The sequence below is a fragment of the Vibrio sp. Vb0937 genome, from assembly GCF_033338855.1.
In genome coordinates this window covers 69,732-83,139 of record NZ_JAWOTK010000003.1, presented here as the reverse complement: position 1 = coordinate 83,139, position 13,408 = coordinate 69,732, and the positions used below count along the sequence as shown (strand labels likewise).

The following is a 13,408-nucleotide window of genomic DNA, read 5'->3' as shown; positions in this document are numbered from 1 at the left end:
TTCTAAAGAGGATTAAATGGCTAAAGAAGACGTAATCGAGATGCAAGGCACAGTCCTTGACACTCTACCAAACACTATGTTCCGTGTTGAACTTGAAAACGGTCACGTTGTGACTGCTCACATCTCTGGCAAGATGCGTAAGAACTACATCCGTATCCTAACGGGTGACAAAGTAACTGTAGAGATGACTCCATACGACCTGTCAAAAGGCCGCATCGTCTTCCGCGCTCGTTAATCTCTGATTTTCGGATGCAATAAAAAACGGAGCAAGCTGCTCCGTTTTTTATTGCACAATTTTTTCCGATTTAGTTCAGATAAAAAAGCGCACGATCTTCTCGTGCGCGTTTGTTACCGACTAACGATTAATGCATCGCTGTCTCTTTCTCACTTAAGTATTCAAACTCAAGCGTATCGTTGACCAGCGTTACTTTCACTGTACCGCCGTCAACTAAAGATCCGAACAACAGTTCGTTAGCCAAAGGCTTCTTAAGCTGTTCTTGGATAACACGCCCCATTGGGCGAGCCCCCATAGCTTTGTCATAACCTTTATGTGCTAACCAATGGCGAGCGTCTTGCGATACTTCCATTGAAACGCCTCTCGCATCAAGTTGCACTTGCAGTTCGACAATGAACTTATCAACCACTTGATGGATAACGCTTTCATCAAGGCTGTTAAACCAGATGATGTTATCAAGACGGTTACGGAACTCAGGAGTAAACACCTTCTTAATTTCCGCCATTGCATCGTGACTGTTGTCTTGTTGAATCAAACCAATTGATTTCTTCTCGGTTTCCGCCACACCTGCGTTAGTTGTCATAACAAGAATGACATTACGGAAGTCTGCTTTGCGACCATTGTTGTCCGTTAGCGTACCGTTATCCATGACTTGCAACAACAGGTTAAAGATATCAGGGTGCGCTTTTTCAATCTCATCAAGTAATACGACTGAGTGTGGGTGCTTAATAACAGCATCGGTTAGCAAACCACCTTGGTCATAACCGACATAACCAGGAGGCGCACCAATTAAGCGACTTACGGAGTGACGCTCACCATACTCAGACATATCAAAACGAAGTAGTTCGATACCTAGAAGCTTAGATAACTGCACCGTCACCTCTGTTTTACCAACCCCTGTTGGGCCTGCAAACAAGAATGAACCAACAGGTTTGTTGTCTACACCTAAACCTGCACGTGTCAGCTTGATCGCCTCGGACAATGCATCAATCGCATTATCTTGACCAAATACCAACATCTTCATTTTGCTATCTAAGTTTTTCAAAATGTCTTTATCTGAAGAAGAAACCGACTTCTCTGGAATTCGCGCCATTTTGGCAACCATTGATTCGATATCAGCCACTCCGACCGTTTTTTTACGACGGCTTGCAGGAGCAAGACGACTACGCGCACCAGCTTCATCAATGACATCAATGGCCTTATCTGGTAGATGGCGTTCATTAATGTATTTAGCCGACAGTTCTACCGCGGCACGCAGTGCTTTATTGGTATAACGTACTTCATGGTGAGCTTCGTACTTCGGCTTCAAGCCCATCAAGATTTTAGTTGTATCATCCAATGAAGGCTCTACAACGTCTATCTTTTGGAAACGGCGAGACAACGCACGCTCTTTCTCGAAAATGTTGCTGTACTCTTGGTATGTCGTCGAACCAATACAACGCAACTTACCGCTACTTAAAAGAGGCTTAATAAGATTTGCTGCATCGACTTGACCACCAGATGCCGCGCCTGCACCGATGATGGTATGTATTTCATCGATGAATAAAATGGCATCTTCTTCTTTTTCAAGTTGTTTCAAAATCGCCTTGAAGCGCTTTTCAAAATCACCGCGATATTTGGTACCAGCGAGCAAAGAGCCAATATCTAGTGAATAAATCACGCTGTTTTGAATGACCTCAGGGACCTGCCCTTCGACAATTCTCCATGCAAGACCTTCCGCAATAGCTGTTTTACCAACCCCTGCCTCACCCACTAGTAGTGGATTATTCTTGCGGCGTCGACAAAGTACCTGAATAGTGCGCTCTAACTCTTTATCACGTCCAATGAGTGGGTCGATGTTTCCATCTTTAGCGACTTGATTAAGATTCGTCGCAAAGCTTTCTAGGCGTTCTTCAGAATTAGGCTCTTCAACACTTTCTGAGCTAAACGAGTCTGATGATGAATCCTCACCTGCACCTGATGCTTTAGTAATACCGTGGGAGATGAAGTTAACAATATCTAATCGGGAGATGTCATTTTTCTTCAGAAGGTAAGCGGCATGCGACTCTTGCTCACTGAAGATAGCAACAAGCACGTTGGCGCCTGTTACTTCATTACGACCAGACGACTGTACATGAAAGACGGCGCGTTGTAGTACACGTTGAAAACTCAAAGTCGGCTGCGTTTCACGCGTCTCATCACTATCTGGGATAAGAGGCGTAGTTTGATCGATGAAAATATCGAGTTCGTTGCGTAAAGCGTCAAGATCCGCCTTACAAGCTAGAAGGGCTTCCTTAGCTGCATCATTTTCCAACAATGCAAGTAGGAGGTGTTCGACAGTCATAAACTCGTGGCGTTTATCTCGCGCCCGAGCAAATGCACCGTTAAGGCTTGACTCTAGTTCTTTATTTAGCATAAGTACCTCCCGAAAAAACAACTGGGGTTGTTCGAGCAAGTCTTCTTTGTTTACGCTTGCTCCATAGTGCAAAGTAGCGGATGTTCATTTTCCCTTGCGTACATCGTAACTTGCGCTACTTTTGTCTCGGCAATTTCTGCGCTGTATGTGCCGCAGATTGCCTTTCCTTCATAGTGGACCTGAAGCATGATTTGAGTTGCTTTATCAATATCATGTGAGAAAAATCGCTCAAGCACCTCTATGACGAAATCCATAGGTGTATAGTCATCATTATTGAGTACGACATTGTACAGCTTAGGTGGCTGGACTTTCGTACTTTCTCGCTCCAGAAGATCAGAGTCCGGAGTGACCCATTCAAAATTTTTACTCATGGCAATCTAAAGATATCGTATCAAAGGGTTGATGTTTTCGACCTATAAAAACAATCTACCACAAGCATGCAGCGCGGTGTAGTGAGTTATGGCACCGAATTCGATCTTTGATCGATAAAAGTTGCTACCTAATATAGAGACTAATGCACGTCTTGATACGGCGCAAATAAAAGATGCTTGTCGATAAGTTACACATTTTTTCTTATAAAAGAACTTTCTATTTATTGCTCTCGGACTATTGCAAACCACCCCATCATCTTCTATCTGGATCACACTTCCTCATTGAGAATACGGTAATTATCACGAAAACTTCATTTTTTATTCAGTCAGAGGATTCTTCTCCCATAAGCAACACGGACAGTATGGCTTTTTCAGTATGAGCCACTTCATAGGCAAATTGACTAAACTTCTGCGTATATACGAAAAACTGTTTGCAAATTTGTTAATCTCAAAAGTGATTTGTTTTCAATTATGTTTCTGTTTGTTGCTCACTGCTATTGACTGTCGAAATTCATTGACTACAGTGGAAAGTGTCGATGCATAAATCATCATTTTGAAACTTCTCTTCTTTAAGTGGTTTGATGAATGTGACTTATCATTGATTTGACGTTTGTTGGCATTCGCTGACAATGGTAGTACCAAGTTAAAGGTATAACTTGGTTGCAGTAACAACATCAGTAAAAAATGCATGAGGGATGTAAAGCATGGCTACAGGTACAGTAAAGTGGTTTAACAATGCCAAAGGATTTGGGTTTATTTGTTCAGATGAAGAAGAGGGAGATATCTTTGCCCACTACTCAACTATCCAGATGGACGGTTATCGTACACTGAAAGCAGGCCAACAAGTCTCTTACGAGATTGAAAAAGGTCCCAAAGGCTGTCACGCGAGTAGCGTCGTGCCTCTTGAAGGCCAAGCCAAATAATTAGAGCGCTGTCGAAATATAAAAATATTGCTCTCGAAACGCCACGTTGATGTTTTGAAGAGAAAAATAAACCCGCCAAGATAGCGGGTTTCTTACTATTTAGAGCACGTGTTACAAAAGGAACACTTACAACGCACTTACAGGATAGGAAACACGCCGAAAACGACGTGTTTTTTAACACTAACTTACTTGTTAATGATTGCGTTAAAGGTTTCGCTTGGACGCATCAATTTAGAAACCAATGCATCGTCTAGTAAGTAGTAACCTCCTAGCTCACCTTTCACGCCTTGCGCATTATTTAGCTCAGCAACGATCGTTTCTTCCTGCTCAGACAGCGCTTTTGCAATTGGTGCAAATTCAGCAGCAAGATCCGCATCATCCGTTTGCTCTGAAAGCGCTTTCGCCCAGTAAAGTGCAAGATAGAAGTGGCTTCCACGGTTATCTAGCTCACCCACTTTGCGTGACGGAGATTTGTTGGTGTCTAAAAACTCACCGGTCGCTTTATCTAGTGTATCTGCTAGAACCTGAGCCTTAGGATTGTTTGTCGCTACACTTAAATGCTCTAACGACGCTGCAAGCGCTAGGAACTCGCCCAAAGAATCCCAACGAAGGTGATTCTCTTTTTCTACTTGTTGAACATGCTTAGGAGCAGAACCACCAGCGCCTGTTTCAAATAGACCACCACCATTCATCAATGGAACAATAGATAGCATCTTAGCAGACGTACCTAACTCTAGAATTGGGAACAAGTCTGTTAGGTAGTCACGAAGAACATTACCTGTAACAGAGATAGTATCTAGGCCCGCTTTCATACGCTCTAGTGAGTACTTACAAGCTTCAACAGGAGATAGGATCTTAATCTCTAGACCGTCAGTATCGTGATCTGGTAGGTAGGCGTTTACTTTCTTGATGAGCTCAGCATCGTGCGCACGGTTTTCATCTAGCCAGAATACAGCTGGAACACCTGTTGCACGTGCGCGAGTCACTGCTAGTTTAACCCAATCTTGGATTGGTGCGTCTTTAACCTGACACATACGGAAGATATCACCTTCTTCAACCGCTTGCTCTAACAGTACGTTATCTGAAGCATCAACAACGCGAACAGTACCCGCAGCGTCTAGAATGAATGTCTTGTCGTGAGAACCATACTCTTCAGCTTTCTGAGCCATTAGACCAACGTTAGGTACGCTACCCATAGTGGTTGGATCAAATGCGCCGTGCTCTTTACAGAAATCAATAACCGCTTGGTAAATACCTGCGTAGCTACGATCTGGAATCATCGCTTTGGTGTCTTTTTGTTTACCATCTGGTCCCCACATTTGACCCGAAGAGCGAAGCATTGCTGGCATAGAAGCATCTACAATAATGTCACTTGGTACATGTAAGTTTGTGATACCACGATCAGAGTCAACCATCGCAAGTTCTGGTTGAGTTTGGTAAACCGCTTGAATGGCCGCTTCAATTTCTGCTTTTTGCGCTTCAGGTAGAGACTCAATTTTTGAGTAAACATCACCGATGCCATTGTTTACATCAACGCCTAGCTCTTCAAACAGCTTACCGTACTTATCGAAAACGTCTTTGTAATAAACTTTTACTGCATGACCGAAAATGACAGGGTCAGAAACTTTCATCATCGTCGCTTTCATATGAAGAGACAGCAGCACGTCTTGTGCTTTCGCTTCAGCAATCTCTTTCTCGAAAAATTCAACCAACGCCTTCTTCTTCATTACTGAAGTATCAATGACTTCTTTATCTAGTAATGGGAACGCAGACTTAAGCTCTTTAACTGTACCATCATTACCGACAAACTCGATTTTGACCTCTGTTGCACCAGAGATAGTTGTAGACTTTTCGCTACCAAAGAAGTCATTGTCTGACATGCTCGCAACATGAGACTTAGATTCTGCTGACCATGCACCCATTGAGTGTGGGTTTTTCTTCGCGTAGTTCTTAACCGAAGTCGGAGCACGACGGTCTGAGTTACCTTCACGAAGTACTGGGTTAACCGCACTACCTTTGATTTTGTCGTAAGCCGCTTTAATCGCTTTCTCTTCGTACGTGCTCGGCTCTTCTGGGTAGTTTGGTAAATCGTAACCTTTCGCCTGAAGCTCTTTAATCGCCGCTTTAAGCTGAGGAACTGAAGCTGAAATGTTAGGTAGCTTGATGATATTTGCTTCTGGAGTTTGAGCTAGTTCACCAAGCTCAGTCAACGCATCGCCAATGCGCTGTTCTTCTTTTAGATGCTCTGGGAAGTTAGCGATAATTCGACCTGCTAGTGAAATATCACGAGTATCTACATTGATGCCAGACGATGCTGTGAATGATTGAATGATTGGTAGTAATGAATAAGTTGCTAGCGCCGGCGCTTCATCAGTGATGGTGTAGATAATTGTAGGTTTTTCTGTAGGCATGAAATTTCCCTATTTTTTAATCAACTTGTTGGCTGATCAACTCAGCGTCTGAGTTGGTTTAATTGACGCATTGCTGCACGTTAGCAGTACATGTCTCCTCACTAACGCCACATGCGGTTCGCACTCTTTGTTGTAGTTTGAAGCTCTAAGCTCTGAATCCATGAGTGCACTGATATAATTAAACAAATAACACGAATTAGTCTATCATTCTGTGCGCGTTTGTTAGTTTTAGGCGCGCAAATCATATCCGATCATGAGAAAACTTAAAACTTTCAAACACAGTTCATTTACATTTTTGCAGGGTAGTTAACATGTCATCTCGTACAGGTCAGGAAAAAGGTCGCAGTCGTAACCAGTCTAAAACGGGCCATTTTAAACACTCAGGAGCTCGCAATGGCTCGAAGACTCGTACTCAGCAAGACCGCCGCCCTAATCGCCCAACAAAAAGCCAAAAGCCAAAAGTGGCCCCTAAAGATCGTAAAGTCATTATTTTCAATAAGCCTTACGATACGCTCAGTCAATTTACCGATGGCGATGGTCGCAAAACGTTAGCGGACTATATCCCAATCAAAAATGTCTATGCGGCTGGCCGATTGGACCGAGACAGCGAAGGTTTGATGGTACTCACTAACGATGGCATCTTGCAGGCGAAGTTAACGCAGCCAAAGTCAAAATCGCCGAAGACTTATTGGGTTCAAGTTGATGGCGCTCCTCAGGAGCAAGATCTTGAAAAATTGAGAAAGGGAGTAGAGCTAAAAGATGGTATGACTCTACCGGCCGAAGTTGAAGTAATTCCAGAACCACAAGTCTGGGACAGAACCCCTCCGGTCCGTTTTCGAGCAAATATCCCTACAACTTGGTTAGCCATTACCATTATTGAAGGAAGAAATCGTCAGGTACGTCGCATGACTGCGCACATTGGCTTCCCTACTTTGCGCCTCATTCGTCATTCGATGGGTGATATCGTCCTTAACGACCTAATGCCTGGTGAATGGAGAGAAATCTCTCTCTAATAAGCAGAAAAGATAAAAGCAGGCTTAAAGCCTGCTTTTTAGATTCGTACTTTTTCAGTTAAGCCCTATCTAATGAACTAAGGGATTACTGCTCAGCAAGCCAGTTTTTAAATGCCTCTTTTTCCGCCGGAGACGCTTTCTGGTACATCGTCTTTAATACATCAACCATTGGGCTGTCGTTCGATGCGGCTGTTGAACGGGTATCACTAGTCTCAACTCGAGGCTCGATATCACTTACTGATTGTTGATGCTGATTCACAGTTACATAACTAACGGCAACACTCGCGATACCGCCAGCAATATTGTAGTTGCGAGATTCTTGAGGGTAATTACGACCAATTTGAACACCATCTGACTCTAATACATCTTCGACCAAAGCAATAGGTTGGCCTTTGGTATCCAGTAATTGCCAATCTAGAGGCGAGATGTTGTTTTGCGCTTGGCGAAGAGTTTTAAACTCTGGCAGTTCAAACGTTAGCTTTTCGTTTTCAGCATCAAATTTAGCAACGATTACATCACTGTAAACCGTCTTAAGGTTTTCGTTAATTTCGAATGTAGGTTGATATTTGAAGACAATTTGATTCGTTCCGTCAGGTAGTTCGATTGTCTTCTCACTAGAAAAAAGACCACCTTCTAGATCTGGCTTCTCCATGTTGACGGCCAATAACTTCACGTCTTCTGGAACCACTAAAGTCGTTGCAGCGTAGAGGTTTGTACTGGCAAAAATAGACAGTGCCATTGCCACTTTTAATGATAACTGCATAGAATTTTTCATCCTTATCTTCATAGTAAAAGACCCAGCATATAGCTGGGTCTTACAATATCAAACTGGGTATTGATTACCAGTAGAAACGAGCACCAACACCGAAGTTAGTTGCGTCGTCTGTGTCTTTGTTGTCGAAGTCAGTACCTTCGAAAGTGTAACCCGCTTCTGCGAATACACGTGCCCATTTAGAGAACTTGTATTCAACACCAGCGTAGAACCAAGAGGAGTCTGCGTCTACTTTACCTGCTTCGTCAGTAGACTGAGCTAGGTACTCGTAACCAGAGTATAGAGTTGTTTTAGGAGCAACAGCGAACATACCAGCTACAACGATGTAGTGTGAATCAACTGTTGATTTACCTAGCTTATCTTCGTTTTCGTTGTAGTAGTACGTAGCACCTAGAGTGTGCTCGTTTAGTGCGTACTCAGCAGTTACTTCAAAAGATAGGTTTTCGTTATCAGTACGCTCTGTGTGAGAAACTGTTTGCTCTACACCATTAAGAACTAGTTTTTTCTCTTTAGTTACGTTGATGTCGTTGTTCGCAGTAAGTACACCAGCGTGTAGAGATAGGTCGTTGAAAGATTTACCAACGAATACTTCTAGTACTTCTTCGTTAGAATCTTTTTCGCCTAGCGCGTAACCAGCTTTTAGCCAGAATGCGTCATTTTCGTAAGCGTATTTGATTTGAGAATCGTTGTTCCAAGCGTGACCGTATGCAGTTTCCGCTGCGTTACCACCGAAGAAGTAAGAGTAATCTGCGAAGTATACGTCATCAGCCCAAGTACCTTCTTTACCGAAGCGAAGAGTACCCATATCACCCATATCAAAACCGATGATGTGGCGACGTACGTATACAGAGTCATCTGTACGCTCGCTTGAATCAGCACCTGCGTCGTAGTTGTCACCTAGAGCAACACCGATTTCAACTTCACCCAGAACTTTTAGGCTTTCGTCAACAACGTAAACCGCGTTCACACCAGTACGAGAAGAGCTAGTGTTTAGCTCTGCTGTGTGATCAGTTTTTTCTGTGAATAGAAGAGTTGGACGTAGCTGACCGTAGAAATCTACAGAACCTTCTTCAGATTTGAATACTTCAGCTGCGTTCACTGAAGTTGCAGACGCAACTACAGCTAGTGCTAATAGAGTTTTTTTCATAATTAATCCACTGCCTTTTCTTAGTTCGGGATATCCTTGTCCGGTTCCCTTTTTTTATATGTTTGAGGTAGAGCGTTAACAAAACGTTATACAGCACCTCCTCAAAATCTGGAGCTAAGAGTGCAAAAGATTATTCTGGCTGTCAAATTTTCTAAATACCAATGTAAAAAAAACAAAATACCATTACAAAACAACAACTTGATAAGCTTACCTTTATTTATTCGACGAACATCTAACCAATCTCCATTATTATTTGTAATTTACAAAATTATTAACAAATGGTTTTTTAATCCAATAAGTAAATTTAAAAAAAACAAAAAAAGAATAAAAACCTACAAATAAGACCAAGTTGGAGTTTTATATTTTTCATATAATGAAATTAATTTCATTAAGATAAGGTTCAATATTTTTTTGTGAAGGAGATCTACATTCCTTATAAAAGCATTCCGTTTTGTGAACTACTGTACAACTAGTGATGTGTGCTACTATTCGCCTCCAACGCATTTGAGGCCCGTATGCTGACCAGTAACATTCAAAAATCGATTCGTAATAGCTATCAAAACCTTCAAGATCAACTTGATAACTTTGTGCCTAGAAGAGCACAAAACTACCTTGTTGCAGAGATTGCAAAAACGCTGTGCGGTCAGTATCACAAATCTAACCGAATACTCGTTGCAGAAGCAGGGACTGGAATTGGTAAATCGCTCTCTTATCTAATGGCGACCATTCCCGTGGCTGTACATAACAATAGGAAAGTGGTTATCTCAACGGCGACCGTCGCTCTGCAAGAGCAGCTCATAAATAAAGACCTCCCTCTTTTTCGTCGGATTACCGACCGAGAGTTTTCTTTTATTTTGGCAAAAGGCCGTCAACGCTATTGTTGTGCAGAAAAGCTCGCCACTGCTAGCGGTGCTGATGGTGGCCAGTTAGCCATGTTTGAAACCAAACCTAAGCAAAAAGATATAGAGCTGTTAGAAACAATGCATCGCTCTCTTGCGCAAGGTAAATGGGACGGTGACCGTGATTCTTGGCCTAAACCCATCGACGATAAGCTTTGGCAACTGATTGTCAGTGATAAACACAGTTGCAATAACAGTTTACCAGGCCACCGCGGCTGCCCATTCCAAAAAGCGCGCTCAGAGTTGGATAAAAACGATGTCATCATTGCTAACCACTCTCTCGTCATGGCAGACGCAGATTTAGGTGGCGGCGTGATTTTACCTGAGCCAGAAAACACGATATACGTCTTCGACGAGGCACATCACTTACCTCACGTCGCTCGTGACCATGCTTCAGCATCTGCGAGTTTAAAAGGTGCGGCAGCATGGCTTGAGAAGTTAAATCAGTCGATTAGTAAGTTTTCATCACTCGCAGACGAGAAACGCGTAGCTCGATTTCGCAATGACCTTCAAGACGCGGTTCAGAACTTGATACCGGCACTGACTCAATTGCCCAAACAGTTCGACCCAGCTCAATTTGAAGAGGGTATCTACCGCTTCGAACACGGTGAACTACCTGAGTGGCTAGAGAACCAATCCAAAGAACTAAAACAGTTCAGTAAAAAAGCAAATCAGAGTGTGGCAAAAATTGCCGACCTTATTGCGGAAAGAGTAAAAGACGGGGAGCTTGCGACAAGGTTGGCTGAACCAGCGCTTGCAGAGCTCGGTTTCTACATTCAAAGGTTAGAAAACCTAGCGCAAGTATGGCATTTAATGGCTGAACCAACTCGTGAAAAAGGTGCGCCTTTAGCTCGCTGGTTAGAAACCCACCCCGATCGCGAGGGTGATTTCATTGTGAGTGTTTCGCCACTTGAAATTGGATGGCAACTCGACCAACAGATTTGGAGCAGATGTATTGGCGCCATTTTGGTTTCCGCAACGATGCGTGCATTAAACTCTTTCCATTACTTTTGCCATCAGGTTGGTATTGATGGAAAACCAGAATCAGGCACTCAGTTTTTAGCGCTTGCGTCACCATTCGATTACCAAAACCAGGCAGAATTACTCATCCCTGCGATGAAATATGAACCACCAGCGCCTCAATTTACTGAATATCTTATTGAGATCTTGCCTAAGTACTTGGAAGACAAGAAAGCCAACTTAGTATTATTCTCATCCTATTGGCAGATGAACCAAGTCGCGAAGGCACTCTCTTCGGAGTTCATAAAAAAAGGCTGGGCGTTGCAAGTTCAAGGTGAAAGCTCACGTCAAGAAATTCTAAAAAAACATAAAAAGCTAATAGAATCAAATAAAACCAGCATCTTATTTGGTACTGGCAGTTTCTCTGAGGGGCTAGATTTACCTGGCGAATTACTTGAAAACTTGGTGATTACAAAAATTCCATTTGGCGTTCCAACCTCCCCTGTTGAGCAGGCTCATTCCGAATACATTGAGAAAAAAGGAGGAAACCCGTTTATGCAAATAACTGTACCAGACGCAAGCAAAAAGCTGATCCAGAGCGTAGGTCGCTTACTGCGTAAAGAGAGAGATTCTGGTAGAGTAACGATTCTTGATCGACGCCTAGTCACTAAGCGATACGGACAAGCCTTAATCGACTCACTACCTCCATTTAAACGTAAAATAGAATATTAGAAGAATCACCATTTATGGAAATGATTGAGCCAACCATGCTGTTGGTGTTGGCGCTTGTCGCTTTTGTCGCTGGATTTATTGATGCAGTTGCCGGTGGTGGTGGCATGCTTACCGTACCTGCTCTACTTTCGCTAGGCTTGCCGCCTCATATTGCACTAGGCACCAATAAACTTGCCGCTACCTTTGCTTCTTCTACTGCAGCATTTACGTACTACAAAAAACGTCTATTCAAACCTCAATGCTGGAGGCGTGCATTCGTGGCAACACTCGTCGGAGCGACATTAGGTACGCTATTTGTAGATGCGATTAGTACGGATTGGCTGGAAAAAGGATTGCCGCTTGTTATTTTGGCGGCAGCGTTGTATACCGTTTTTCATAAAACACCCCACTCTGCTCATCAAAGTCCAATACCCGAGCCTTGCCCAAAACTTCATAAAAAACAGTACATGCAAGGCTTATCCATAGGATTCTACGACGGACTCGCAGGGCCTGGAACTGGGGCTTTTTGGACAGTAAGTTCAATGGCGCTGTACCGGCTGAATATCTTGCTCGCCTCTGGCTTAGCAAAAGCAATGAACTTTACCAGTAACTTTACCTCTTTGATCACTTTTGCATTCCTCGGACACATCAACTGGGTGCTAGGCTTAACAATGGGAGTATGTTTAATGGCTGGTGCTTTTGTTGGCGCGCACTCCGCTATTAGATTTGGTTCTAAATTCATTCGTCCTGTATTTGTTACTGTCGTCAGCATACTAGCTATTAAATTGGCTTATGACGCATGGTTTGTAGGTTTGTCATGAACATTTCTCAACTCCAGGAAAATCTAGAACAAATGGCGAAGCAAGCCGCTGTTCTTGACCGTCAAAGAGGCGAACATCATGTTCCGCTTTTTGATGAGCGTTTATTTGGTTGCCGCTCTCGCTTACTTACTCCTTGCGTAAAAGAAGCAAAAGCCACGCTGGATGCGATTGTGCGTGAGCAAAATGAAGGTAAGCTCACCGCTTTGCGTGCTGAGTACCTCACTGAACGGTTAGTGGCGCAAATCGGTGCGATTCAACGCGAGATTTCTACCACTAAAATTCGTAAGAATGAAATCAAACATAGCAGCCATTTCCGTAAGCCTATCAACGTGCTTTATCAGGAGCTCGCTCAACATCAAGAGTGGGCAAGACGCTTGCGCGAGATGGTGTTAGAAAAAGAACGTGCTGTCGAAAGCGCTCCGAGTTTTATGCGTGCCGACGCTCAAAAAGTATTACTAGCAACCGAGCAACGTTTAGCGCGTTGTGAAGCAGCACTTCTTAAGCTAGAGAACCAAATTACACATAGGGAAAAACATCAATAATGGCTGATCAACCAACCTCGCCTTTAGATGACGCACCTGAAGAGATCAAACTGGCTGTCGATTTAATCTATTTGCTTGAGAGCAATGAGATAGATCCAGAAGTTGCGCTTAACGCTTTAAAGATCGTGCAAAACGACTTAGAAAACAAATTAAAAGCAAAGTAGCTCAGAGCGTTTCAATCCTTTCACCGAGACTCATTTTCAGTGCT

General features: G+C 43.1%; 12 protein-coding genes. 7 read left to right on the top strand and 5 right to left on the bottom strand.

What is annotated here, in order from left to right; all coding sequences use genetic code 11:
- The first annotated feature begins 16 nt into the window (after window positions 1-16).
- Window positions 17-235: a translation initiation factor IF-1 gene (gene infA, locus R7P67_RS07245; RefSeq protein ID WP_001040192.1), complete on the top strand. Its 219-nt coding sequence runs from the start codon at window positions 17-19 to the stop codon at window positions 233-235.
- Window positions 236-362: 127 nt separating this feature from the next.
- On the opposite strand, the gene clpA is transcribed toward infA, so the two are convergent.
- Both clpA and clpS read right to left on the bottom strand, forming a co-directional pair.
- The gene (clpA, locus tag R7P67_RS07240; protein ID WP_005387879.1) at window positions 363-2,630 is read right to left on the bottom strand and encodes an ATP-dependent Clp protease ATP-binding subunit ClpA; all 2,268 of its coding nucleotides are present in this window, start codon (window positions 2,628-2,630) and stop codon (window positions 363-365) included.
- Window positions 2,631-2,680: 50 nt separating this feature from the next.
- Complete coding sequence (gene clpS, locus R7P67_RS07235) at window positions 2,681-3,001, bottom strand: ATP-dependent Clp protease adapter ClpS (protein ID WP_005378419.1); 321 nt, start codon at window positions 2,999-3,001, stop codon at window positions 2,681-2,683.
- A gap of 704 nt (window positions 3,002-3,705) precedes the next feature.
- Here clpS and cspD point away from each other — a divergent pair.
- Window positions 3,706-3,924 (top strand): cold shock domain-containing protein CspD, encoded by a 219-nt coding sequence (gene cspD, locus R7P67_RS07230; RefSeq protein WP_005378407.1) that lies wholly within the window; start codon window positions 3,706-3,708, stop codon window positions 3,922-3,924.
- A gap of 185 nt (window positions 3,925-4,109) precedes the next feature.
- Here the strand turns inward: cspD and R7P67_RS07225 are convergent, their stop codons facing one another.
- Window positions 4,110-6,335 (bottom strand): NADP-dependent isocitrate dehydrogenase, encoded by a 2,226-nt coding sequence (locus R7P67_RS07225; protein WP_170890547.1) that lies wholly within the window; start codon window positions 6,333-6,335, stop codon window positions 4,110-4,112.
- A 311-nt stretch (window positions 6,336-6,646) separates the two neighbouring features.
- Between R7P67_RS07225 and R7P67_RS07220 the strand changes: the two genes are divergently transcribed.
- Window positions 6,647-7,348 (top strand): pseudouridine synthase, encoded by a 702-nt coding sequence (locus tag R7P67_RS07220; RefSeq protein ID WP_005387874.1) that lies wholly within the window; start codon window positions 6,647-6,649, stop codon window positions 7,346-7,348.
- Window positions 7,349-7,433: 85 nt separating this feature from the next.
- Here the strand turns inward: R7P67_RS07220 and R7P67_RS07215 are convergent, their stop codons facing one another.
- Together R7P67_RS07215 and R7P67_RS07210 are read right to left on the bottom strand one after the other, a co-directional pair.
- Entirely contained in the window at window positions 7,434-8,111 is a 678-nt protein-coding gene (locus tag R7P67_RS07215) for a DUF2057 family protein (protein WP_017634732.1), read from the bottom strand.
- Between the two features lie 76 nt (window positions 8,112-8,187).
- Complete coding sequence (locus R7P67_RS07210; RefSeq protein ID WP_005378424.1) at window positions 8,188-9,267, bottom strand: porin; 1,080 nt, start codon at window positions 9,265-9,267, stop codon at window positions 8,188-8,190.
- A gap of 515 nt (window positions 9,268-9,782) precedes the next feature.
- On the opposite strand from R7P67_RS07210, the gene dinG reads away from it, so the two are divergent.
- From dinG to rsmS, 4 genes are read left to right on the top strand one after another with little or no spacing between them, the layout of a single operon-like run.
- Window positions 9,783-11,858, top strand: a complete 2,076-nt coding sequence (gene dinG / locus R7P67_RS07205; RefSeq protein WP_053303240.1) for an ATP-dependent DNA helicase DinG — start codon at window positions 9,783-9,785, stop codon at window positions 11,856-11,858.
- A 14-nt stretch (window positions 11,859-11,872) separates the two neighbouring features.
- Entirely contained in the window at window positions 11,873-12,658 is a 786-nt protein-coding gene (locus tag R7P67_RS07200; protein ID WP_005387866.1) for a sulfite exporter TauE/SafE family protein, read from the top strand.
- Window positions 12,655-13,200 carry a primosomal replication protein gene (locus tag R7P67_RS07195; protein WP_005378431.1) on the top strand — a complete coding sequence of 182 codons (546 nt, stop codon included), beginning with the start codon at window positions 12,655-12,657 and terminating at the stop codon, window positions 13,198-13,200. The genes R7P67_RS07200 and R7P67_RS07195 overlap by 4 nt, the downstream gene beginning before the upstream one ends.
- A complete protein-coding gene (gene rsmS / locus R7P67_RS07190; RefSeq protein ID WP_005378432.1) occupies window positions 13,200-13,364 on the top strand; it encodes a pleiotropic regulatory protein RsmS in 165 nt (54 codons plus the stop codon). Before R7P67_RS07195 ends, rsmS begins: the two co-directional genes overlap by 1 nt.
- Window positions 13,365-13,408 lie beyond the last annotated feature (44 nt).

Excerpts from the sequence above, each read along its gene's own strand:
- rsmS (WP_005378432.1), top strand. The coding sequence starts at position 13,200 with ATGGCTGATCAACCAACCTCGCCTTTAGATGACGCACCTGAAGAGATC.
- R7P67_RS07200 (WP_005387866.1), top strand. The coding sequence starts at position 11,873 with ATGGAAATGATTGAGCCAACCATGCTGTTGGTGTTGGCGCTTGTCGCT.
- infA (WP_001040192.1), top strand. The coding sequence starts at position 17 with ATGGCTAAAGAAGACGTAATCGAGATGCAAGGCACAGTCCTTGACACT.
- clpA (WP_005387879.1), bottom strand. The coding sequence starts at position 2,630 with ATGCTAAATAAAGAACTAGAGTCAAGCCTTAACGGTGCATTTGCTCGG.
- R7P67_RS07195 (WP_005378431.1), top strand. The coding sequence starts at position 12,655 with ATGAACATTTCTCAACTCCAGGAAAATCTAGAACAAATGGCGAAGCAA.
- R7P67_RS07215 (WP_017634732.1), bottom strand. The coding sequence starts at position 8,111 with ATGCAGTTATCATTAAAAGTGGCAATGGCACTGTCTATTTTTGCCAGT.
- cspD (WP_005378407.1), top strand. The coding sequence starts at position 3,706 with ATGGCTACAGGTACAGTAAAGTGGTTTAACAATGCCAAAGGATTTGGG.
- dinG (WP_053303240.1), top strand. The coding sequence starts at position 9,783 with ATGCTGACCAGTAACATTCAAAAATCGATTCGTAATAGCTATCAAAAC.
- R7P67_RS07225 (WP_170890547.1), bottom strand. The coding sequence starts at position 6,335 with ATGCCTACAGAAAAACCTACAATTATCTACACCATCACTGATGAAGCG.
- R7P67_RS07220 (WP_005387874.1), top strand. The coding sequence starts at position 6,647 with ATGTCATCTCGTACAGGTCAGGAAAAAGGTCGCAGTCGTAACCAGTCT.
- clpS (WP_005378419.1), bottom strand. The coding sequence starts at position 3,001 with ATGAGTAAAAATTTTGAATGGGTCACTCCGGACTCTGATCTTCTGGAG.
- R7P67_RS07210 (WP_005378424.1), bottom strand. The coding sequence starts at position 9,267 with ATGAAAAAAACTCTATTAGCACTAGCTGTAGTTGCGTCTGCAACTTCA.